This is a genomic window from Anaerovirgula multivorans, assembly GCF_900188145.1.
Taxonomy (GTDB): Bacteria; Bacillota; Clostridia; order Peptostreptococcales; family Natronincolaceae; genus Anaerovirgula; species Anaerovirgula multivorans.
The window spans coordinates 11,400-35,066 of the sequence record NZ_FZOJ01000040.1; the positions used below are offsets into that span (position 1 = coordinate 11,400).

A 23,667-nucleotide genomic window follows, 5' to 3' on the forward strand; every position below is an offset into this window, starting at 1 on the left:
ACCTTAGGCTATATAATAGTTTTATAGAATTACCTTAAAGGGAGGAAAAATCATGAAAACCATAAAAACCGCCTGCCCATTAGACTGCTTTGATGTTTGTTCTATAAAAGTAACATTAGACAACAATAAAATCATTGATGTTAAGGGAGATGACGGAGATTCTATAACCAAAGGTTTTATCTGTAAAAAAGGAATGCAACTATTAGAAAAAATCAATCATCCTAAACGTCTCACTTCCCCGATGAAAAAGGTCAAGGGTAAGTGGATACCTATTAGCTGGGAAAAGGCTATAGAAGAAATCGGCGATAAGCTTATGGATATTAAAAAAAACTATGGCTCTACTACGCTTATTCACTATGCCGAAGACGGTCATGGAGGATTATTAAAGAACATTGACACTGCTTTCTTTAACGCCTACGGTGGCGTTGCCGTCCCTAAGGGCAGTCTTTGCTGGGGGGCTGGTATCAAGGCACAAACAGCGGATTTCGGTAACGTCTTAGGTCATGACCCTCACGATCATCTCAATGCAAAAACCATTATAATCTGGGGCAGAAACCCTGCCTTCACCAATGCCCATCTTGTTCCTTTTCTGAAGGAAGCTCAAAAAAAGGGAACAAAAATTGTTGTGATTGATCCAATAAAAACTGCCACTGCCTCCTTTTCTGACTACTATTATCAAGTAAGACCAGAGACAGATGGTTATCTAGCTATGGCGATGGGAAAAATTATTTTAGAAGAAAAATCTTATGATGAGGCCTTTGTAATGAACCATTGTAATGGCTTTGATGATTACAAGAACTATTTAAACGAATTACAGTTAGAGACCTTGATAGAACCCACAGGTCTTATGAGGGAAGATGTTTATGAATTGACTTCCCTTTATGCTGACAATAAGCCTTCTTCTATCATTTTAGGCTATGGTCTACAGCGTTATCGTAATGGAGGGAAGAATATTCGTCTTATTGATGCATTAGGAGCTATTACTGGAAATATCGGCATCTCTGGTGGTGGTGTTAACTACGCCAATAAGTATATTGCTGGCTACATTGATTCCGATTATGTGTCGAATGTTCATAGTGATGTGACATCTACCTCCTTTAAGCGCCCCTTATTTTCTAAATATGTTCTAGAGAATAGAGAAAAAATAAAGGGGATCCTTGTAACAAAGAGTAATCTTGTAGTGCAAATACCAGATACAAAAAAAGCTATTGCTGCCTTTAGCTCTATCCCCTTTAAAGTAGTTATTGATCATTTTATGACGGATACAGCAGCACTAGCAGATTATGTTTTACCCTGCACTGGCATTTATGAAGAAGAGGATTTTATCTTCTCCTCCATGTGGCACAGTCATTGTACTTATACAGAAAAAATATTAGAACCTATCGAAGGAGTAAAACATGAGTTTGAAATTTTTAATCGATTGGCTCAGTATATGAAAATGGAGGATTTCCTAGAAAACTATAATAATCCTAAGATATATCTAGAAAGAGCCTTGAAACCTCTTATAGAAAAGCTAGGATGTACCTTTGAAGAATTAAAGGGGAAAAGATTTAAATTAGAAGGCAGTGACATTCCATGGCAGGATAAGAAATTTGCTACTGCTTCTGGTAAATTTGAATTGATTGATCCAGCTATTGAGATAATCTATGTTGATAAAAAAGAATCAGCTTATCCACTACACTTTTTAACCCTGCATCCTAAAATCTCCTTACATTCTCAGCATTATATGGATGTAGCAGAAGGTAGGTTCCCAGAAATCTTCTGTAATGATAAAACGATGAAGCGCTGGAATCTTGTGGAAGAACAGAAGGTGATGCTCATTTCTCCTAGCGGTGAACTAAAAGTAAAGGTGAAGCTAGATGACGGCGTAGGTGATGATATCATCATTTCCTACGAAGGCTGGTGGTTAAAGAACCAAGGAGTCAATAACCTAACACCAGAGGGAATTTCTGATTTAGGAGATCAAGCGATTTATAATAATTGTAGATGCAGAATTGAAGGCATATAGTAAAACCTCCCTTTTAGGGGAGGTTTTTTATTGTACTACATGATATATATAATAATCGGTACCAACAATACAGTAATCAGACCTGCTATACCAATAGCAAGTCCACTCATTGCTCCTTCTGTTTCCCCCAACTCAATAGCTCTGGTGGTGCCCCCGGCATGAGAGGCTGTTCCAATGGCTATACCAATGGCAACAGAATTTTTTATCTTCAATAGCCTACAAAGGGTAGGGGCTATAACTGCACCAAAAATACCAGTTACGACAATGGCCGCCACCGTAATCCCTGGTATCCCCCCTAGTTGGGTAGAAACTTCTATTCCTATGGGTGTTGTTACCGACTTAGGAATTAGAGAAGCTGCTATTGCGCCATTAATCCCAAAGGCTCTTGTCAATAATACAATGCTAGCGATGGCACTCATACATCCTGCTGCAACACCTATTAGAATTGGTGCTAGATGGGCCTTCAGTAAAGGTAAGTTCTTATACAAAGGAACTGCTAAGATCACCGTGGCTGGCCCTAAGAAAAATAATATAAGATCTCCTCCTTTACTATAATGACTGACATCAATATTGAAAGCCAATAAAAAAACAATCACTCCGCCAATTGCGATCAACAGAGGATTTAACATTGATATTTTCGTTTTCTTATAAATCAATAATCCTAGCTGAAAAAAAATAATTGATAATAAAATTCCAAAGTAAGGTGTATCCAAAAAATCTATCAAACTGACCATCTCCTAATTAAGAATTCCACCGTTAGTCCAGTTACTGTCATTACAACTACTGTCGATATAAGTATAACTCCCATAATAGGCAGCCATTGGCTTTGAATTAACTGTAAATTATTTAAAATATTTGCCGCCGCTGGCACAAAAAAGAAGGCCAAATGATCTAATAAAAATTTAGATATTTTTTCAATCATTTCTAGTTTAATGATGCCTGTAATTAGTAAAATTAATAATATGATCATCCCTATAACATTTCCAGGTACAGGAATTCCCAAAATCTTATTCAACAATTCTCCCGCAAGGCAAATGCCAACAATAATTCCTAATTGCTTTAATAATGGCAAAATATTTCCTCCTCTATGTTTATACTATTTGCTGCACATCCATTGTTCCTATCCGTTATCTCATTTTAACAATAACTTTACCAAGAATCAATCTTGGTGAGTAGACATAAAAAAAGAAACTTAATTCAGCATAGGTCTATTCCTATGTCAATTAAGCTTCGTTTTATCTATTTTGTTGACACAATAACCGTCATATGTCCTCGCAATATAAAGTCACCATACCCATAGGGAAGTAAAAAATAATCTCCTTTTCTAATAGGTTGATGGTCAACTGTACCTTCTCCTTCAACAACGCCTACAATTAGAAACGGTCTATCTTGATATAATTTGGCTTCTCCCTCAATAATGTATTTATATACTGAAAAGTCTTGAGTTTCAACTAGTACTATTTTGGTAATAGTCTCTTCCTTCACTATTTCTGTTTTTGCTATTGCTTCCCTATGGGGAACAGAAATAACTTCAATGGATTCTGCCAAATGTAATTCTCTAGCTTTGCCTTCTTCTAGTCTATCGTAATCATACAGCCTGTAGGTTATATCCGATGATTGCTGAATTTCAAGAATTAAAGTTCCCTTTTTCAATGCATGGACAGTCCCAGCAGGCACATATATAAAATCTCCCTTTTGGATGGGCTTTTTACATAATAATTCATTCCATTTGCCAGAATAAATTTTTTCTGACAACTCATCTTTTGTCAAAGCTTTATGTCCATAAACAATCTCAGCCCCCTCATCACAATCTAATACATACCAGCACTCTGATTTACCATAGAGATTAGGAGAAATTTTTGAAGCATCGTCATTATTAGGGTGGACCTGTACACTCAAATCATCACATGCATCAATAATCTTTATGAGTAGGGGGAACTCATCTCCGCTAATTTCTCCTAAAACTTCTTTGCTGTTTTTCATAAGAGATTGTAGCGTTTCTCCTTTAAATGTTCCATTCTTCACCTCAGTACTTCCTTCGATATGTCCACTTATTAACCAACATTCCCCCGTACGATTAGATGGAATGTTGAAATCAAACTCTGTTTTCAGTTTCTGTCCACCCCATATTTTTTCTTTAAAAATTGGTTTAAAAAACAATATTTCTTTCAAGATTACTTCATCTCCGATCAATTCTTGGCCATCAACATAGCACTGACAATACCAGGATCAGCTAAGCTAGCTGGCTCAATTCTAATTTTCCCTCGCATTACTTCGTAAATATATGTATCAAATTTATCCTTAATTTTATCTATAAACTTAGGTGCCGAAAGGGCAACTCCTCCTCCAAGCACAAATGTATGGGGATCAACAACATGGGCTATAGACGCCAATCCCTGTGCACCTCTGTATACCCCTTCATCTCGTTCAAAATTACTCCATCATCATTCAAAAGGCCAACACGTACACAAGTACCCCCCAAGTCAATTCCAATCCAGTATTTTTCTGCCATAGCATAGGCATTTGCATCCTTATCCAATATTGTCAAACTATTTAGTGAAGTTTATTATATCATCTAATTATATTTTTATATCTTATTTCAAAAGTATCATTTAAGCATGCTAAGCGCAAGGTTTTTCTAACTATCAAAAAGAGCTGCCTTTTTCAATGATTGATTGAATCATTTAGAGACAGCCCCTTTAGTTAAAAATTCTTTTTCATTATATTGTCTTTGGATTATTAGAAATTGTAATCATCAATATTTTCGATATCAAATACAGTTCTTTCTGGCATTAAAACAATTCCTGAATCATTTGCTAAATAATCATATCCCAAAACAGAGTTTGGCATAATTTCTACCGTTCCAATTGTAGGGATGTCAATTTTATCGCCAACAACAAACTCGTTACCTACAGCTAGCCAATAAGCAATGTACGCACCCATTGCACCTTGAACTTCACAATCCCATAGACCAAATTGTTTTAAAGTACCATCTTTAATAAAATCTCTCATTGAGCTAGGGGTTGCAAATCCTGTTATGATAACATCATCAGCATTTTTACCAAGATTTTTTGCAGCTTGCGCCATACCTGGTAACGCAGTGGAGTCTGGACAAATAATTGCATCAATATCTTTATAAGTATTAAGAATAGATTCACCAACTTGAATAGATTTTTGGGCATCAGATTCTCCGTATTCAGTAGTCACAAGATTCCATTTAGGGAAATCCGAAGCCACATATGCTTTGGCAGCATCTACCCATGAGTTTTGGTCAGTTACCGTTGGACTAGAATAGAAAAATGCGAAATTGATTTCTGCATTATGGGCATCGTCAATCTGCTCTGCCACCATATCAACTAGCATTCTACCTAATTGTTCTGGTGTTCCTTGACTTACCATAAGAGAACGATACTCAGGGTTAACATCTGAATCCCACGTAACAACCTTAATACCAGCATCGGCGGCAGATTTAAGCGCTTCATTCAATCCATCAGGAGAATTGGATGATACTGCAACAGCACTATAACCTTGATTTACCGCACTATTGATTACTTGAACTTGATCAGCTACAGTAGCATTTGTTGTACCGTCATATTTACATTCAAACCCAACTTTTTGTGCGATAGCTTGTGCCCCTACATTTGCCGATTCAAAGAACATATTGCCTGTTAGCTTTGGAATAAAAACAACCGAAACATCTGAAGGGTCTAACAACTTAGCCTTTGTAGCATCTTCTGTATTTACCTCAACATTATCAGACCCCACACTATTATCCTTCGCACAACCTGACAGCATAGTAAAAATCATAAGCGTTACCAATAGCAATGGCAAATATTTTTTCTTCATGATATTTTATCCCCCTTTATTTTTATATTAATTAGCCAGTTAGCTAATTATATTCCTCATTTCAATACTTCCCTACGGCTTAGCCATTACCCAACTGAAGTTTTCGCTTTATATTAGAAAAAAGATTCCCTTCACCTAACGAGCTCTTAATAGCTACAGAAACCACAAGCAATATCCCTATTCCAATACCCACATATCGGGTCGACAGACCTGACATTTGTAGTCCTAAGGTCATTAATCCGATAATAACACTAGCTAGTGCCGTCCCTATAATCGATCCTTGCCCTCCCGTTATTGCTGTTCCACCCAAAACCACCGCCGTAATCACCGATAAGGTAAGCGTTGCTCCATGATCCGCACGTGAAGAACTCAGATAAGAAGTGATATACATCCCAGAAATTGCTGCAGCAACACCTACCAGCACATGGGTACTCAAAATAACTAATTTTGTTTTAATTCCAGAAAATTCTGCCGCTTCCCTATTGATTCCCGTAAGAAAAATTCTTCTACCATAAGTTGTTTTATGTAAGATGATATAAGCAATTAGGATTAATGTACTAAAAATTATCAATGAACTGGGAATTCCGAACGGCTTTCCATGCCCCAATGCCCTAAAGCTATCAGGAAAACCTGTAATACCCTCCGCTGCACTAATTCCTGAAAATCCAATGATTACCAAAGACATCCCTGCATATAGGAAGCTTGTGCCAAGAGTTGCTACCATGGCTTGCACACCAATATAGGCCACTAAATAACCATTAAACGCACCACATAGGGCACCTACAGCAATAGCAATACTTAGTGCTATCCAAATGTTTAACCCCAGCTCCTGCCATAACAATCCCATTACAACAGAGGTCAGCCCTACAACAGATCCCATTGAGATGTCAATGCCACCAACAATAATTACCAAACTCATAAACAAGGCGATAATTGCTACTGTAACAAAATCATTTGCACTATTCATTAGTACATTAATTTTAAAAAATCTTGGATTAATCATTCCAAATATTAGAACTTCTATAATTAAGAATAAAACCAATGATAGTTCCCATTTTCCTTTGAGTTCCTTCAATCTATTCATTGCTCGTTACCTCCTAAGAAAATTGATTCCTCTGGTAAGTCATTCTCTATAACGGTATCTTTAGTAGATTCCGACCTAGCTGAAAGTCTTTGCTTTCTCGCCTTCTCTTGAAAGCACTTGTGAATCATAACATCTGATACAACAATAATAATCAGCAACAAACCTTGAATGAATTTATTCCAAAACGATGGAACCTTTAAAAAAATTAACGCTGAATTAATAGCAGTCATAATGATAGCTCCAATGCTTGCCCCAACAACAGACCCTATGCCACCACTAAGACTAACACCTCCAAGCACGCAAGCTGCAATAGCCACCATTTCAATGTCAAGTCCAGTATTACTTGTTACAAAACCCACCTGTGACGTGAAAATAACACCCGCAATTGATGCACACAATCCCGAAATTGCATAAGCTATGATAATCATTTTATTAACAGGTATTCCAACCAATACCGATCCCTCTATATTGTCTCCAATAGCAGCAAAATATTTACCCTTTTTTGTCTTGCTGAAATATAGCTGAACCAAGATAACTGTTATAACTGCCAGTAGGAAATAGACATTTAATGGCCCAAAACTTGCTTGAGATGCCATTTTAAATGAATCTGGTAGATTTTCTACCCATCTTCCATTAGTATAAATAATCATAATCCCTCTAATGATGCCCAAGGTTCCTAATGTCATGATAATAGGTGGAACTTTTACAACAGCAACACCTATACCGTTGATAAGCCCAATGATCAATCCGATAGTAATGGCTAACGCCACCGACAAAATCACACTTGATCCATCTCTAATCATGGTTGCAGATATGGCCGCTGATATACCGAGAATTGCTCCAACAGAAACATCTATACCACCAGTAAGTAAAACAAATGTCATTCCCACCGCTAAAAAAATATATAATACACTGCCTTTCAATACTGTGGATATACTTTGAGCATTTATAAAATCAGGATTTCTCAAGCTTACTCCTAAGAAGAGAAAGATTAAAAACATTAACGCAGTAATCTCTCTTTTTTCGAATAGTTTCTTTATAATAGTCATGATCCTTTTAATCACCTTCCCTTAATAAATCTATTTTTCTATATGAACTATTGCACACCAAATGCCGCTTGAGTCAATGTATCCATTGAAATTTCCTCCTTAGACAGCTCTATTCTATTGGTTCCGTGATACATGACCTGCGCACGATCTGCAAGCTCATGAATTTCTTCAAAGTCAGATGAAATTAACAATATTGCCAATCCAAGTTTTTTAAGTTCTTGAATAATCTTATACACATCTCCTCTTGCTCCTGCATCGATACCCCGTGTAGGCTCATCTAATATGATTACCTGAGGATTTGACGAAAGTGTTCTTCCAATAACTACTTTTTGCTGATTTCCTCCAGACAATGATTTTAGCAATTGATCTTGTCCTGTTACTTTAATTCTAAAATCATCTATATACTTTTGAGTAATTTTTTGTTCTTTTTTTCGATTAAGAAAGAACTTACTGATTTGACTCAAGATAGACGATGTTGTGTTAAGCTTTACATCAGCAATATCAAAAATTCCATTAAGATGTCTATCTTCTGGGACATAGTTCAATCCCATATTGACAATTTCCTTAGTGTTATAGTTCTTTATGCTGCTACCCTTCAGCAAAACATCTCCTCCAGTAATTTCTCCTATTCCGAATATGGCTTCAGCTAATTCCGTTCTTCCTGATCCCACTACGCCAGCAAGACCTAAAATCTCACCTGCATAAACAGAAAAGGAGACATTATTAAATCCATAGCCCGATAAAGATTCTAACTTTAATACCGGATCCTTATGATAATCTGTTTTTTCACTATCAAATTTCGTCTCTTCATGCTCTACATTGTCTGGCATTAACCCTTTAATAAGCATTTTTTTTGTAAAATTGGCAACAGGTCCATTCACCGTAATTCCTCCATCTCTAAGAATAACCACATCTGTGGCAATCTCAAAAACCTCTGTTAACCGATGAGTAATATATAGCATCCCAATACCTTTTGTCTGGAGATCCTTCATCAAGTTAAAGAAGGATTCTATCTCATTAAAGGTAAGTGTAGACGTAGGTTCATCGAGGATCAAAATCTTTGCTTCCCGTAACAAACCTCTAAGAATCTCAACTAACTGCTGCTCCGCAATGGAAAGAGTGGCTGCCTTGCGAGTTAGGCAAATATCCCACCCTAGGTGATCAATCAATTTTCTGAGTTTTTCCCTTAGCAACGTTTTATTTTGGCTAAATCCAATTAAAACATTTTCTTCAACCGTCATATTAGGAAAAAGAAGTGGCTCCTGAGGTACCAAATAAATTCCCTTTTCAAGGGCGATCGAAGTGGAATTCATGCGAACGTTTTCATTTCCTATGTAAATTTCACCTCTATCAAGGGGATAGATGCCCATTATAATCTTCATCAATGTGCTTTTTCCAGCACCATTACCTCCAATAATAGCGACGATTTCTCCTTCAGATAGTTCAAGGGAAACCCCCTTAAGTACCTCGTTATCATCGAATGATTTGTAAATCTCCTTCAATTTAATAAGAGATTTTTTTTCACTCATTTGATCATACCCCCAACTTTATGGTTTTTTAGTGTTAATTTCTCTTATTACTCATCAAATAGCCAGTTTGTCAACCCACTATGTAGAGAGCGTTATTTTTAAAGCTCTCTTTACTAACGAGTCATTAATCTTGTTTTATTGAACAAATGAACACGATTAAATTATTTGTTAATAACGTGTTACTTACATAATAATCCATCTATGCATTAATTGTCAATATTTTTCTAGTATTTAAAATATTTAAACGTTCTATTGACACTACACAAAAGCATTGATATAATATTTTTATAATAACAAATTATCGCAATAAAAACATTTGTTTTGTCGAACAGCATAACATTGTACGATTATTTGCAATCATAAGGAGTGAAATCATGTACGAAGATAATCTAATTTATAAAGTAACCTGGTTCTATTATGCTGATAATATGACTCAGCAGGAAATTGCAGAGCATCTCGGAATTTCTAGAATGCGTGTCGTAAGACTTTTAAATCAAGCAAAGAGTGATGGTGTCATTAAGTTTAAAATTAATCCCGATGCAAAAGCTATACTTGATTTGGAACATGATTTAATGAAAAATTTCCATCTAGAGGATGTATTTGTGGTTCCATCTACACCTAATCATGTTAACGACAACATTGCCAAGGGTGCTGCCCAATATATCGAAGATAAGATTGAAGCCAATGCCTTCATTAATATTGGCTACGGAGATACGGTATCTCGTACAATCAATCACTTAATCTATTCCTTAGAAAAGCCCACTTCCTTAGTAACCTTATCTGGAGGGGTTTCTTATTACACCTCTGCTATTGTTGCAGGAACGGCTAACAGATCTACAACCAGTATTACTCCAAACATTCATATTCTTCCAGCTCCTTTGCTGGTTTCTTCGGAAGAAGTGGCTAATATATTATTACAGGAGAAAAGTGTTCAAGATGTCATGAATATGTCAGAGCTATCCCATATGTCCATTGTGGGAATTGGTTCTGTTTCTGACACTGCAACCATATTTAAGTACGGTATTGCCAGCGAAAATGATCTCACTTTACTGCAAATGCAAGGTGCCGTTGGTGATATCTTAAGTCAATTTTATGACAAAAACGGGAATGTTGTTCAAGCAAATTTACATAAAAAGCTAATTAGCATAAAACTGGATACTTTAAAGACTTCACACAAAACCATCGGCGTGGCCGGAGGAAGGGAAAAAGTTCAAGCTATTTATTCCGCTCTTATCGGAGGGTACATTGATGTTTTAATTACAGACGAAGATACGGCTAAAAGTTTAATCTCATTTAAAAATGAATAATAATTTCTTTTCACATTTAAAAATCTTTTTAGAAAAATAATGAAAAAGAAGGTGGAATAGTGAAAAAATATGTTATGGCGGTAGATGCTGGCACTGGAAGTGTACGTTCAATTATTTTTGATGAAGAATTCAATCAAGTTGTCGTCGCTCAGAGGGAATGGACCCATAAGTCAGATCCGGAATATGAAGGCGCTATTGATTTTAATGTTGAAATCAACTGCAAGTTAATGCTTGATACCATAAAGGAAGCCATAGAGAAATCAGGTATTGACGGAAAAGATATTTTAGCCATATCTACAACTAGTATGAGAGAAGCGTTTGTTCTATATGATGAGAATGGTAAAGAAATATGGGCTGTTTCTAATGTAGACGCCAGAGCTTTTAAAGAAGTTTCTCAACTCAAAGAGATTTCAGAGCATATTGAAGAAGATATATACGCTCTATCAGGGCAAACCTTTGCTTTAGGAGCCATTCCCAGGCTTCTATGGGTAAAAAATAATCTTCCGGAGGTTTATAACAATACTAAGACCATCACCATGCTCAATGACTGGATTGGCTGCCGCTTAACAGGCATATTATCCATGGAACCTTCCAATGGGTCTACCACTGGTATGCTGGATATCAATAAAAGAGACTGGGATATATCCATTATAAAGCAGTGCAGTCTTAAAGAGGACATTTATCCTCCTATATATGAAAGTGGCACAGCATTAGGAAAAGTCACAAAAGAAATCGCTGAGTTGACGGGTTTAAACCAGGAATGCATCGTCGTAGTTGGTGGTGGCGATGTACAAATGGGATGTGTCGGTGTTGGTGTAGTAAAAGAAGGGCAGGGCGCCCTCTTTGGAGGAAGCTTTTGGCAGTTGGAATATAATACCGCATCACCAAACGTTGACAAGAAGGGTCGAATAAGAGTGAACTGTCATGCTACCCCAAAACTATGGCAGCAGGAACTCATCGCTTTTTATCCTGGCCTCGTCCTAAGATGGTTTAGAGATGGGTTTTGTCAACATGAGGTGGAACTGGCTAAAAAAACTGGGGAAAGTCCTTATACTATCCTTAATAGAGAAGCTGAAAATGTTCCTGTAGGTTCAAATGGACTTCTTTGTTCCTTCTCTAGTATTATGGACTATAAAGCATGGAAACATCCTTCTCCTTGTTTTACCAACTTTGGCATTGATCCCGAAAAATATAATAAAGCAACCTTTTATAGAGCAATTTTAGAAAATGCTGCTCTAGTTACCTTAGGTCATAAAAAAATCATCGAAGATCTCATGGGTGATTTTCCTGATGTGATCACCCTTGCTTCAGGGGCTTCAAACAGTTCACTCTGGTGTCAAATTATTGCCGATGTCTTGGGTGTATCAATAAAAGTGCCTGTGGTAAAAGAATCTACAGCCTTGGGGGCAGCTTTCTGCGCTGCTGTTGGAATCGGTTTATTGCCCAATCTAGAAACTGCAGCTGAAAAATATGTAAAGATTGAGCAGGTTTACATTCCTAACGAAAACAATCACGTTCTCTATGAATCAATTTTTAAGAGTTGGAAGCAATTATCCGAAGCCCAAATCAAAAATAGCGATAATGGACTATTGAATCATATGTGGAGAGCTCCAGGAGTATAGCTATACAAGTCAAATCTAAATAAAATGAGGTGAAATCATGGTAAAAGTAAATGAATCAGAAAAAGAATATCGTTTTGGAGATAGCGGACCAAAATACTTAAGAAAAGGACCTTTCTTAAGCGCAGGGGTCGTGGTATTTAATCCCGGTCAGGATTTTGCTTGTCACTATCATCAAGTTATGGAAGAAAGCTTTTTGATTGTCGAGGGTGAACTTGATTTTTATATCAATAACGAGTTAGTAAAATGTGTTGAAGGTGATCTCATTACAGCCGAACCCGGAGACAGTCATTATATTAAAAATACTGGAAGCAAGATTGCAAAAGCAGTATTTATGCTGGCACCATTTCAAGAACAGGATAAATATGTTGTGGAGGACTAACAATGTAAATAAGAAGGAGGTAAAAAAATGGCCGATAAGGATGGAATTTTAGAATCAAAAGAGTTTGGTATTGGCATACCGCAAGAAACAAAAGGCTTTTATGTAAAGGGTGGTAATCATTATAGTTGGGGGATGAAGTCACGACTTAATAAAATTTTTAATCCTAAAACAGGAAAATCCTTAATGCTTGCATTTGATCATGGATATTTCTTAGGACCAACTTCTGGCTTAGAAAGATTAGATTTAAATATCCCACCACTTGTGGATCATATTGATTGCTTCATGGGTACTCGAGGTGGAATGATGAGCTGCATCGATCCTGCTTTAACTGGTAACAAAGCCATTGCCCTTCGCGTATCGTCAGGTTCTTCAATTTTAAACGATGACTTAAGTGATGAAATTATATCTGTAGATATTGCTGAGGCTATTCGCATGAATGCAGATTTAATGGCTACTCAAGTATTTATAGGAGCACCGCATCAAAAAGAATCTATTGATAATCTTTCAAAGGTCATTAATACCGGCAATGCTTATGGTGTTCCAACCATGGGTGTCGTTGCTGTAGGGAAAGAAATGGAAAGAACTGCAAAATATTTCAGACTTTCCACACGAATTATTGCTGAAGTTGGTGCACAAGTTGTGAAATGTTACTATTGCGACGACTTCGACAGTGTTATCGCTTCCTGCCCTGTTCCAATTGTTATTGCAGGAGGTAAAAAAATACCAGAAAGAGATGCTCTTGAAATGTGTTCCAATTCCATTTTAATGGGTGCAGCAGGTGTGGATATGGGAAGGAACATCTTCCAATCCGAAGACCCGCTTGCAATGGTTCAAGCTGTACGCGCCATTGTCCATGAGGGTATAGATCATAAAGAAGCCTTTGACATGTTTAATGAATTAAAAGCAAAGTAAATTGACTTCAACCTGTCTCCCCCTATAAGTTCTGAAGTCAATTTGCTTATCCTATGGGATGCTTCTGTTCTTGAAGTACATGCTTTATCGCTATAAAATGAGACTTAATTCAGAGGGAGTTTTTACTCCCACTGAATTGTAGCCGAATTTACTTCGAGGATGTAGTGCTTGATCTCCCGCTTTAAGTAGACAACCAAAAGTTAGATTTATAACTTTTGTGTTGGTCACTTAGTTTCTTCATCTAGAAGAAGCGGGAGTCTTAGCAATACACCGAAGGATAAATAGAAGGAACCTCTGTAAATACGCAATATTTACAGAGGTTCCTTCTTATGCAAGTTTTAAAAGATCAGATTAGGAATAGCATAGTAATGCTTGAAGAAAACATGTTTCATCAAAATATTTAAGAAAATTTCTACTAAGAGCATTGCTTAAAAAGCTGGTATATATTTCTATTTTCTACACCTTTATTGGCACACTTTCCCTGGATTTAAAATGTTCTTAGGATCAAACACACTCTTTATCCCCTTCATCAGTTCAAGATAGCTGCCTCCTAAGGAATCATTTAAGAAGTTCTTTTTAGCAAAACCTATACCATGTTCTCCTGAAACTTGGCCTCTTAACTCTTTTGCTCTCTTGTACATACAATCCATTACTTCATTTAATTGGTTTTTCCATTCTTCTTCTGATAAGTCATCTCTTAAAATATAGACGTGTAGGTTACCATCCCCAGCATGGCCAAAGCTCCTAATTCTAATATTAAATTGATGCTGAAGTTCATCGGTATATTTAATAAATTCAGCTACCTTGTTTCTTGGCACCACTACATCACATTCATCAATCTCAGTAGTAGAAGCTTTAATGGCTTCTAAAAAAGCTCCTCTAGCAGACCAAATGGCTTCTTGCCTTTCTTGAGTTTCAGAAATATATACATCTAGCGCCCCCTCTTGTAAGCAAATATGGGCTACTGTTTCATAGGCTCTTTCTACTTCCTCCTTGCTATTGCCATCAAAGGTTAGCAATAGGTAGGCACTGGAGGAATTGTCAGGAAATTGCTTTCCTAAAAATTCTTCTGCTGCAATAATTGTATCTCTTACCATAAACTCGATGGCTGTGGGAATAGCCTTAGATTTTATAATTTTAGGTACAGTTTCTATCGCTGTTTCTAAATCTTTAAAGGGTATTAATAAGCTGAGGGTTTTTTTAGGCAGGGGTACTAATCGTAAAATAGCCTTTGTAACCACCCCTAAAGTTCCCTCTGAGCCAACAATTAAGTCCTTAAAGCTATATCCAGAGCTGTTTTTTACAACCTTCCCTCCGATTTCCATAATCTCTCCGTTGGGAAGTACTACCTCTAACCCTCTTACATAGTCCCTAGTAACGCCATACTTTACAGCTCTCATACCACCTGCATTGGTATTGATATTCCCAGCAATCGTAGCACTTTTTTCTCCTGGATCAGGAGGATAAAGTAAATCATGTTCCTCTACAAATTTGCTTATCTCCATCAATAAAACTCCTGGCTCTACTGTCAAAGTCAAGTTTTCTTCATCTAACTCTAAAATTTTATTCATCTTACTCATATTCAACATAATGCCACCATGAATGGCTACAGAACCTCCAACTAGCCCAGTTCCCTGTCCTCTAGGGGTTATGGGAATATTATTTTCATAGGCATATTTCATGACTTTAGAAACTTCTTTAGTACATTGAGGTTCTACCAAAACCTCCGGCATACGTTTTATTTCTGCCAGCTCATCCCTACCAAAATCCTCATTGATCTCGTCTCCATAGAACACTCTATCATTACCACATATAGATCTTAGGATTTCAACATCCTTTTTGTTTATTTTTTTATAGGCCATTCTATTCCCCTCCTTGGCATTTCTATACAATTGCCTTTAATCCTTCTATGTTAATATTTCCATTTTCTATTTTTTCCATCAATTTCGGTATTATCTCATAAATATCTCCTACAATACCATAGTGGGCAACTTTGAAGATAGGTGCATTCTCATCTTTATTTATAGAAAAAATGCATTCAGAATTACCCATTCCCGCCACAAACTGTACAGAGCCCGATACTCCGCATGTAATAATTAATTTAGGTCTAACAGTCCTTCCACTCAATCCAATTTGTCTTCTAGGGTCTCCCCATCCAGCTTCTATCAAAGGCCTTGTAACCGCTATCTGAGCCTTTAGCTTATCTGCCAAACTATAAATCATGGTCAAATCCTTTTGAGATTTTACCCCTCTGCCGGCCACTACAATAACCTCTGCCTCTGATATATCTTCTTCTACTTCCTTAGGCTTTACCTTCATCACTTTTATCTTCGAAGTTAGCTTTTCTTCATCAATAGTACATTTGGTCACTTTTCCTATTGCTTGTTCGCTGGCTTCTGCTGCCGACATTACCTTATACCTTACAGTGGCAAACTGTGGTCGATGATTGGTAGTGATAATTTTTGCCATAATATTTCCACCAAAGGCAGGTCGTATTTGAACCAAATCAGAGTTTTCCTTTACATCTAACACGGTACAATCCGCTGTTAAGCCTGTTTGAAATCTAGCAGCCATTCTAGGTGCTAAAGATCTACCTATTGTCGTTGCTCCCACCAGTACAATGGAGGGCTTTTTCTTATGGATAAAATCTTCAAAGGCAGCGGTGTAGGGTTCTATTCTAAAGTGTTTTAATGGTTCTTCATCATATACGAAGACTTCCTCCACTCCATAGTACAAGAGTTCCTTTGCCTTTTCAGTTACATCATGACCTATAAATACTGCATAAACAGGATAATTCAAATTTGCCGCCAGTTCTTTAGCCTTTCCTATAAGTTCTAATGTTACAGGATGTATTTCTCCTTCTTGATGATCAACATAAACAGCAATTCCTTTCCACTGGTCTTTATCTACTCCTACTACCTTTTCCTCCACCCATTGAAAAGCACCTTTATCTCCTTTTTCTACACAAATTTTACACATTTTACAGGCAGCACTTATTTCTATTTGTCCATCATTATTTTCAATGGCCCCGAAGGGACAGAGCTTCATGGTTTTTTCTATATTTTTAATTTTATTTTGATCAATAACAATTTTCGTCATCCTAATACCCCCTACCTATTTGATTAAATAAATTTTAATTCTTTTAACTTATCAAACATCTGCAGTACTAATATTTCACTGGTATCCCTCCAAATTTCCTGTTTTCTATCGGTATCAGGAGGAAAGATTTTTTCTACTTGGGTTGGAGAACCATTGAGACCATACCGTTTTTCATCTTGGTTTTCAAAATCCTTTAACCCCCAAACAGTAATTGCTTTATCTTTTGTAGCTAGCTTTCTCCTAAAGGATGGTAATCGAGGTTGGAAAATTCCTTTTTCTACAGTAATTAAGCAAGGTAGCTGTACCTCCACAAGATCAACAGTATTAGACATATCCATTTCTGCCACTATATCTCCTGCTTTTATATCTACTATTTTCTTGACATTTGCTATATGGGGTATTGCTAGATATTCTGCCATTTCTGGACCAACCTGGGCTGTATCTCCATCGGTGGTTTGTTTTCCACAGATAATCAAATCAAAGCCCCCCGTCTTTTTCACTCCTTGAGAAAGGGTATAGGAGGTGGCTAATACATCTGCTCCTGCAAACTTTTTATCAGAAAGCAATATTCCTTCGTCAACCCCCATCATAAAAGCTTCACGGATCACTTCTCCAGCTTGAGGAGGCCCCATTGTCATAACTTTTACTGTTCCCCCAACTTTTTCCCTTATCTTTAGAGCAGTTTCTACTGCATATAAATCATAGGGATTCATCTTGCTATCAATTCCATCCCGCTTTAATACTCCCGTTTTTTCGTCTACTTCCACTGTAGTAGTTCCTGGAACCTGTTTAATGCAAACTAAAATATTCATTTTCATCCCCCTTTATCGGTATAGTGGTCTTATCTTTTTATGCTATAATTACAGAAACACCATCAGGAATTACTGTTATTTTGGCATCTCTTCCTTTTATTTGATAGGCCCTGTCTAAAGCCTCCTCAAAGCTGTAGGCATGTTCCATATGCATATTTTTAATCATTTCAGGATTACATAAATCCGTCACCATGATAACCTTGTATTCATTTAAAATACGGGCCAGTATTTGAAATTCCCACTGATCTGGTGCCGTTTCTTCCATAGGTACTTTCAATACCTTCTCTAAAACCGCTTTCGGACTTTCTGCTTGGGCCATATTTTCATAAAAGGATTCTCCTCCATGGCCATCATTGCAGGCTGCAATCATAATAATTACTGCTCCATCTTTACAACAGGCCTCTGCTGCCGTCATGCCCTTTACCGATTGATAAATGTTTTGATCTAGTGGATATCCTCCATTGGAGGTAATAACAATATCTCCATTCACTTTATTTACCTTTGAGAGATTTTTGACAAAGCTGCAGCCCTCTTCATGAGCCAATTGGCTGTCTCCACTGAAGGCATGGATGATTTTCTTTTCAGCATCAATAACTACATTTAATATGAAGGCCAATTTTGCTTTTTCAGCGGCATATAACATATCTCTATGGATTGGATTTTCTTCAAGTATTCCCGTCCTTGCATATTCATTGGCTATGAACTTAGAACAATGATTTGCCAATACCGTCTGAGCCCCTGCAATTCCCGGCAAAATGCTTTTTCTTCCTCCTGAAAATCCAGCAAAAAAGTGGGGTTCAATAAATCCTTCTGCGATTAACAATTCTGTCTCCATAGCCAATCTATTTAACCACAGTTTCCCTCCGGAAGGTAAGATACCTACTTCCACCAAATTTTCTTGATCTTGGGATATATGATTGATAATATTTTCATTTTCAACAATTTCTTTGCCAAATTTATGGATCATCTCTTCTTGTGTTGTAGGTCTGTGGAAGCCTGTAGCAATCAATATTTTAATATCAATTGTTGGGTTTACTCCCCTAATCCTTTCTAAAAGTATAGGCAGAGTGATTTTACTTGGTACAGGTCTGGTATGATCACTGGTGATGATAACCATATTCTTCTTTCCCTTCACCAGCGTTTCTATAGGTAGGCTCCCTATAGGATGATCCAATGCCTTTTTTACAATTTCCTCCTGACTTAAATCTGGTTTAAAATGATGGGCCTTTGACTCTAAAACTCCCATGAGATTCCTGTCCTCTACTTCTATTTCCCAAAATTCTTTATGATAGGGTATTTTTATCTTTGCCATCCTATCTCCCCCTTTTAATAAAATATATTAGATTGTTTCTAAACGCATTTTATTGGTATGGTGGTCTTACCATTCTTTTTAAAAAAATGTACTAAATGTACTACAAGGAGTTTCACTTATTGTCTACACTGAAAATTATCTATATAAATCATACATAAAGTGCAACTTAATTTCAATGAAATCTACTAGAATAGATGCATAAGTAAGGGTACCAGCAATACGGTTATAAGTCCTGCTATTCCTATGGCTAAACCACTCATTGCTCCTTGGGTTTCTCCCATTTCCATAGCTTTTGAAGTGCCTACTGCATGGGATGCTGTTCCCATGGCAATACCAATAGCCACTTCGTCCTTTATTCTAAAAACATTGCATATAGTTGGACCAATCACTGCCCCCAGGATTCCCGTAATGACAATAACCCCCACCGTAATAGAAGGAATCCCACCAATCTGCGCTGATATTTCTAAGCCTATGGGTGTTGTAACAGACTTAGGAATCATAGATGCGGCAATTGCAGAATCAAGCTTAAAAGCTCTAGTCAATAAAATAACACTGGTTACTGCAGTAATACATCCCACAGTGATCCCTAGTATAATAGGCACAAAATTAACTTTTAGTAAGTCTAATTGTCTATAAAGAGGGACTGCTAAAATAACAGTAGCTGGTCCTAGGAAAAAAGATATTAAGTCTCCCCCCTTCTTATAATATCCTATGTCTATATTGAAAAAAGCAAGTATCATCATAATAGAAAGTATGCTAATCAATAAAGGATGCAACACAGTAACCTTAGTTTTTCTACAAATCCATAGCCCTATTTCAAAAAACAGTATAGATATAACAATGCCAAAATAGGGTGTATCTAATAATGTTATCATACTAACCACCTTCTCTTAGCCCATTGTATCGTCCATCCTGTCACTACCATAACACTTATGGTTGTTAAAACAATTACACTCATAATAGTGATCCATTGTCCTCGCAGCATATCTAGATTAGTAAGAAGATTTACTCCCGCTGGGATAAAAAAGAAGGCTAAATGATCCAACAGAAACTTAGCTATTTTGTCAACCATTTCTAGTTTTACTATTCCTGTAATTAGTAAAATTAAAAACAGTACCATCCCAAGAACATTTCCTGGAATAGGGATTCCAAACAGCTTATTTAGAAATTCCCCTATAAAACAAATGGCCACAATCACACAAAATTGTCTTAAAAGCACCAACATCAATTCCCCCTTTGCTTTTTGGTATGGTGGTCTTACCACTTTTTAGATAATATCATAATTTTCAAAAAAATGCAATCGTTTCTTTTTTTGTCCCTAAACTTTTTTAAATTCATAAAATTGCTGTTAATGCTAAAGAAAAAGGACATATTTTTGCTGAGGCTGTTGGAAAAGCGAACAAAATCCAGCGGCCGCAGCGTATAGGGAAATACGTAAGGGTGCTGGATTTTCGAAACAACGAAGAAGATGGAGGTTTTTCAACAGTCTGAGGCCATCTCTATCCTAAATTATATTATCTATTTTAAGACATTCTCTTCTTCCCCATTAATGAAAACATCCTCGATCAATTGCAAGTGCTTTGCCATTGCTAAAGAAGCCTTCTTTGGGTCTCTATGTTTTATAGCAGAATATATTTCTTCATGTTGCTGAATCAAAATTTCTTTATTCTCTTTATTACTGAGAATTTTTTCTCTGGCTTCCTTGATAAAGGTATCCATGAGGGAAGATATGGCATTCAATACATTTAGTATTAATACATTTCTTGAAGCTTGAGCTATTTTATAGTGAAATTGTTTATCCACAACAACACTGATGGATTCTTCTTCTGCGCTCCTTAATTGACCTATTACCTCTTCTAGCTCTTTAATTTCCTCTTCATTAATCCTTAGTGCTGCCAAAGAAACAGTCTCGATTTCTAAAATATTTCTTAACTCCAATATATCTCTGGGCTTTCCTTTATTTAACATAAATACAACCGATAAGGGTTCAATTAAAGTCTTATCAAAATTGACTTTTATAAAGCTTCCTTCACCCTGTTTTACTTCGGTAATCCCTATAATTTCTAATGCTCTTAAGGCTTCCCTAACTGAAGGTCTACTTACTTCTAAAGATTCTGCTAGGTCCCTTTCAGAAGGTAGTTTATCTCCTTGTTTTAATGTTCCATCAATAATCATATTTTGAATTTGTTGTATGATTTGCTCATATACCTTAGTATTCTTTATTGGTTTAAACATAGGATTCCTCTTTCGCATATACTATTTTTAACTATTTTCATTGTATCAGCATAAAAATCAATAATCAAGAAATGAATAGGACAGAAGATATGAAAAACAAATATCCTTCTGTCCTATATTTCACTTTTCTAATAACCTTCTGCTTGTCTCTGATGGTTAATTTGATTTTTTAATAAGTAGCCCGCTTCTATGTCTTCCCATGTAAAGCCAAGTTTTCTTCCTAAAGATAAAAAACCTTCAAATAAATCAACATAATCTTCTTCTCTCAAAGTCTGATAAAAATTTGTACTCTTTCTAAAAATTTCTTGAAATTGTTGAACTAAATCTCTAGGATTTTCTTTCATATGAAACTGAGCATCATCAAATCCCTCATCTAACCCTATACTCAATAAAAAGTGCAAACAATCTACATATTCCTCTAGGATAACGTTCTTAGGAGAAGATGCCTTCTTGCTCCAAAACTTAAAGCACCTCGTTTCATTTGCCAGTTCTCCTAGTTCTACTTCAAGAGCCAATATTTTAGCTGGTGCTAAGTCTTTATTATATAATTCATGATTCTTAAGTATTGTTTCATCCAGCTGCTTTTGAATGTCAAATAACTGCCGCATGTTCATGATCATCCCTCCCCTTTTTTTCATAGGTTATGTACAATTGGCTTTTTCAATATTGTAGCATAACTACGTAGAAAAAACTATCGCAATATTATTCATTTTACCAATGGAAGTTTCTATTGTTTTTTTCCAAGGTTCTAGGGAACAATAACTATTACATCCTTGTAACATCGCTATAATACCTTCCTTTAATTAGGAATAATTACCTAAGAACATTAGAAAAATAAGATCTCTTAATACTTTATCCTATTGACTTTAATATTTATGTAATATATAGTATGAATATACATTTTGGAGGTGGATTTTATGGATCATAAAGAAAAAGCTCTTTGGAGTGGTCGTTTTGCCAGTTCCCCAGCAGAAATTATGCAAAAGTATAGTCAATCATTAGATGTAGATTGGCATTTCTATAGAGAAGACCTACAAGGCAGTAAAGCTCATGGTAAGATGCTTCATTCCATCGGAATTTTAGATCAACAGGAATTAGAGAAAATTTTACAGGCTCTAGAGGAGATTGAGCAGGAAGTGGACAATGGTTCTCTCCAACCTAAAATTTCTCTAGAGGACGTTCATATGAACCTAGAGTCAAGACTCATCGAAAAGCTAGGCCCTTTAGGGGCAAAAATACATACAGGTCGCTCTAGAAATGACCAGGTTGCCACAGACTATAGATTGTATATGAAGAAATCCATCAATATCATTGAAGAGAAAATGTTGTTTTTCCTAGAGACGCTTTTAAAAAGAGCAGAAAAGGATGTGGATATTATTGTTCCTGGTTTTACCCATTTACAGCATGCTCAACCTATCTCTTTAGGACATTATTGGATGGCTTACTTTTGGAAGTTTGCTCGAGATATAAAGAGACTGAAGAACGCCTATCATACAACGGATGTAAATCCTTTAGGGGCAGGTGCTCTAGCAGGGTCTACGCTTCCTCTAGATAGGGAATTTACTAGAAAAGAATTAGGCTTTGCAATAAATAGTGAAAATAGTTTAGATACTGTATCCGACAGAGATTATCTTTTAGAATTTCTATTTGCAGCCTCTACCTTTGTTTTACATACCAGCGGTCTTAGTGAAGATTTAATTCTATGGTGTACTTCAGAGTTTGATTTTATAGAACCACCTGATGCTTTTTGTACAGGCTCCAGCATGATGCCTAACAAAAAAAATCCTGATGCTTTAGAGTTGACAAGAGGGAAGACAAGTGGAGTTTTAAGCAGTCTTTATGATTTAATGATTAATGTAAAAGGCCTGCCCCTCACCTATAATAGGGATTTACAGGAGGATAAACGTCCTGTTCTTCATACCATCTACACCGTCAATATGATACTGGATGTACTAACCCCTTTAATAGAAGGTATTACAATAAAGGAAGAAAATATTGCTCCTCATTTAACCAAGGGTTTTCTATTGGCGACAGATGTTGCGGAATACTTGGTTACAAAGGGCATCCCCTTTAGAGAAACTCATGAGATCGTAGGGGGACTTGTTCAATTCTGCATCAAGCATCATAAAAACCTTGAGGATTTAACGCTAGAAGAGTGGCAAAGTTATTGTCCTACTTTTGGAAGAGATGTGTATGACATCTTGTCACCTCAGCTGGCAGTAGATCGTAGAAAAACCTTTGGAGGTACTGCCAGAAGTGAAGTGAAGCGTCAATTAACTGCAGGCTTAGAGTTAATTGCATCTTTTAAAAAACTTTAATTTTAATATATGTGTACTCTTCTATAAATAAATATATGTGTAGGGGGGACGACAGACCGAGCTAAATTGCATTATTATTCCATTGTATTTTCCATGGGTTTCATGATAAATAAGCAAGTATTTTTAAGTATTAAGGAATATTTACAAAATCGGAG

At 36.5% G+C, this 23,667-nt stretch carries 21 protein-coding genes and 1 pseudogene; 6 read left to right on the plus strand and 16 right to left on the minus strand.

Annotated features, from left to right (window positions below; all coding sequences use genetic code 11):
- The first annotated feature begins 52 nt into the window (after window positions 1-52).
- A complete protein-coding gene (locus tag CHB72_RS22675) occupies window positions 53-2,008 on the plus strand; it encodes a molybdopterin-dependent oxidoreductase (RefSeq protein ID WP_089285153.1) in 1,956 nt (651 codons plus the stop codon).
- 35 nt (window positions 2,009-2,043) lie between these two features.
- On the opposite strand, the gene CHB72_RS22680 is transcribed toward CHB72_RS22675, so the two are convergent.
- The 8 genes and pseudogenes from CHB72_RS22680 to CHB72_RS22715 form a co-directional block, all read right to left on the minus strand.
- Entirely contained in the window at window positions 2,044-2,733 is a 690-nt protein-coding gene (locus CHB72_RS22680; RefSeq protein ID WP_242975238.1) for an LrgB family protein, read from the minus strand.
- On the minus strand, window positions 2,730-3,080 hold the full coding sequence (locus CHB72_RS22685; RefSeq protein ID WP_089285155.1) for a CidA/LrgA family protein: 351 nt from the start codon (window positions 3,078-3,080) through the stop codon (window positions 2,730-2,732). Before CHB72_RS22685 ends, CHB72_RS22680 begins: the two co-directional genes overlap by 4 nt.
- Window positions 3,081-3,247: 167 nt before the next feature.
- Complete coding sequence (gene manA, locus CHB72_RS22690) at window positions 3,248-4,201, minus strand: mannose-6-phosphate isomerase, class I (protein WP_242975239.1); 954 nt, start codon at window positions 4,199-4,201, stop codon at window positions 3,248-3,250.
- A pseudogene (locus CHB72_RS22695) lies at window positions 4,198-4,404 on the minus strand (hypothetical protein); the annotation flags it as partial. The pseudogene CHB72_RS22695 and the gene manA, both read right to left, overlap by 4 nt.
- Window positions 4,405-4,747: 343 nt before the next feature.
- Window positions 4,748-5,854: an autoinducer 2 ABC transporter substrate-binding protein LsrB gene (lsrB, locus tag CHB72_RS22700; RefSeq protein ID WP_089285157.1), complete on the minus strand. Its 1,107-nt coding sequence runs from the start codon at window positions 5,852-5,854 to the stop codon at window positions 4,748-4,750.
- Between the two features lie 79 nt (window positions 5,855-5,933).
- Window positions 5,934-6,938 carry an ABC transporter permease gene (locus tag CHB72_RS22705; RefSeq protein ID WP_089285158.1) on the minus strand — a complete coding sequence of 335 codons (1,005 nt, stop codon included), beginning with the start codon at window positions 6,936-6,938 and terminating at the stop codon, window positions 5,934-5,936.
- Window positions 6,935-7,987: an ABC transporter permease gene (locus tag CHB72_RS22710; protein ID WP_089285159.1), complete on the minus strand. Its 1,053-nt coding sequence runs from the start codon at window positions 7,985-7,987 to the stop codon at window positions 6,935-6,937. Before CHB72_RS22710 ends, CHB72_RS22705 begins: the two co-directional genes overlap by 4 nt.
- A 47-nt stretch (window positions 7,988-8,034) precedes the next feature.
- Entirely contained in the window at window positions 8,035-9,516 is a 1,482-nt protein-coding gene (locus CHB72_RS22715) for a sugar ABC transporter ATP-binding protein (protein ID WP_089285160.1), read from the minus strand.
- A 374-nt stretch (window positions 9,517-9,890) separates the two neighbouring features.
- Between CHB72_RS22715 and CHB72_RS22720 the strand changes: the two genes are divergently transcribed.
- From CHB72_RS22720 to lsrF, 4 genes are read left to right on the plus strand one after another with little or no spacing between them, the layout of a single operon-like run.
- Entirely contained in the window at window positions 9,891-10,823 is a 933-nt protein-coding gene (locus CHB72_RS22720) for a sugar-binding transcriptional regulator (protein WP_242975240.1), read from the plus strand.
- 59 nt (window positions 10,824-10,882) lie between these two features.
- Window positions 10,883-12,445, plus strand: coding sequence for an autoinducer-2 kinase (lsrK, locus tag CHB72_RS22725; RefSeq protein WP_242975241.1), 1,563 nt, complete (start codon window positions 10,883-10,885; stop codon window positions 12,443-12,445).
- 37 nt (window positions 12,446-12,482) lie between these two features.
- The gene (locus tag CHB72_RS22730; protein WP_089285163.1) at window positions 12,483-12,824 is read left to right on the plus strand and encodes a cupin domain-containing protein; all 342 of its coding nucleotides are present in this window, start codon (window positions 12,483-12,485) and stop codon (window positions 12,822-12,824) included.
- A gap of 27 nt (window positions 12,825-12,851) precedes the next feature.
- Window positions 12,852-13,736, plus strand: coding sequence for a 3-hydroxy-5-phosphonooxypentane-2,4-dione thiolase (gene lsrF / locus CHB72_RS22735; RefSeq protein ID WP_089285164.1), 885 nt, complete (start codon window positions 12,852-12,854; stop codon window positions 13,734-13,736).
- A 464-nt stretch (window positions 13,737-14,200) separates the two neighbouring features.
- On the opposite strand, the gene CHB72_RS22740 is transcribed toward lsrF, so the two are convergent.
- The 8 genes from CHB72_RS22740 to CHB72_RS22775 form a co-directional block, all read right to left on the minus strand.
- Window positions 14,201-15,598, minus strand: a complete 1,398-nt coding sequence (locus CHB72_RS22740; protein WP_089285165.1) for an FAD-binding oxidoreductase — start codon at window positions 15,596-15,598, stop codon at window positions 14,201-14,203.
- Window positions 15,599-15,620: 22 nt separating this feature from the next.
- The gene (locus CHB72_RS22745) at window positions 15,621-16,835 is read right to left on the minus strand and encodes an FAD-binding protein (protein WP_089285166.1); all 1,215 of its coding nucleotides are present in this window, start codon (window positions 16,833-16,835) and stop codon (window positions 15,621-15,623) included.
- Window positions 16,836-16,858: 23 nt separating this feature from the next.
- Window positions 16,859-17,647: an electron transfer flavoprotein subunit beta/FixA family protein gene (locus tag CHB72_RS22750; protein ID WP_089285167.1), complete on the minus strand. Its 789-nt coding sequence runs from the start codon at window positions 17,645-17,647 to the stop codon at window positions 16,859-16,861.
- 37 nt (window positions 17,648-17,684) lie between these two features.
- The gene (gene larA / locus CHB72_RS22755) at window positions 17,685-18,959 is read right to left on the minus strand and encodes a nickel-dependent lactate racemase (RefSeq protein WP_089285168.1); all 1,275 of its coding nucleotides are present in this window, start codon (window positions 18,957-18,959) and stop codon (window positions 17,685-17,687) included.
- A gap of 185 nt (window positions 18,960-19,144) precedes the next feature.
- Complete coding sequence (locus CHB72_RS22760; protein WP_089285169.1) at window positions 19,145-19,834, minus strand: LrgB family protein; 690 nt, start codon at window positions 19,832-19,834, stop codon at window positions 19,145-19,147.
- A complete protein-coding gene (locus CHB72_RS22765) occupies window positions 19,831-20,184 on the minus strand; it encodes a CidA/LrgA family protein (protein WP_330397115.1) in 354 nt (117 codons plus the stop codon). Before CHB72_RS22765 ends, CHB72_RS22760 begins: the two co-directional genes overlap by 4 nt.
- 293 nt (window positions 20,185-20,477) lie before the next feature.
- On the minus strand, window positions 20,478-21,194 hold the full coding sequence (locus CHB72_RS22770) for a FadR/GntR family transcriptional regulator (protein WP_089285170.1): 717 nt from the start codon (window positions 21,192-21,194) through the stop codon (window positions 20,478-20,480).
- A 128-nt stretch (window positions 21,195-21,322) separates the two neighbouring features.
- Window positions 21,323-21,808, minus strand: coding sequence for a dUTP diphosphatase (locus tag CHB72_RS22775; protein WP_089285171.1), 486 nt, complete (start codon window positions 21,806-21,808; stop codon window positions 21,323-21,325).
- A gap of 303 nt (window positions 21,809-22,111) precedes the next feature.
- Here CHB72_RS22775 and argH point away from each other — a divergent pair, with 303 nt between their 5' ends.
- Window positions 22,112-23,512 (plus strand): argininosuccinate lyase, encoded by a 1,401-nt coding sequence (gene argH / locus CHB72_RS22780; protein ID WP_089285172.1) that lies wholly within the window; start codon window positions 22,112-22,114, stop codon window positions 23,510-23,512.
- Window positions 23,513-23,667: the final 155 nt, after the last annotated feature.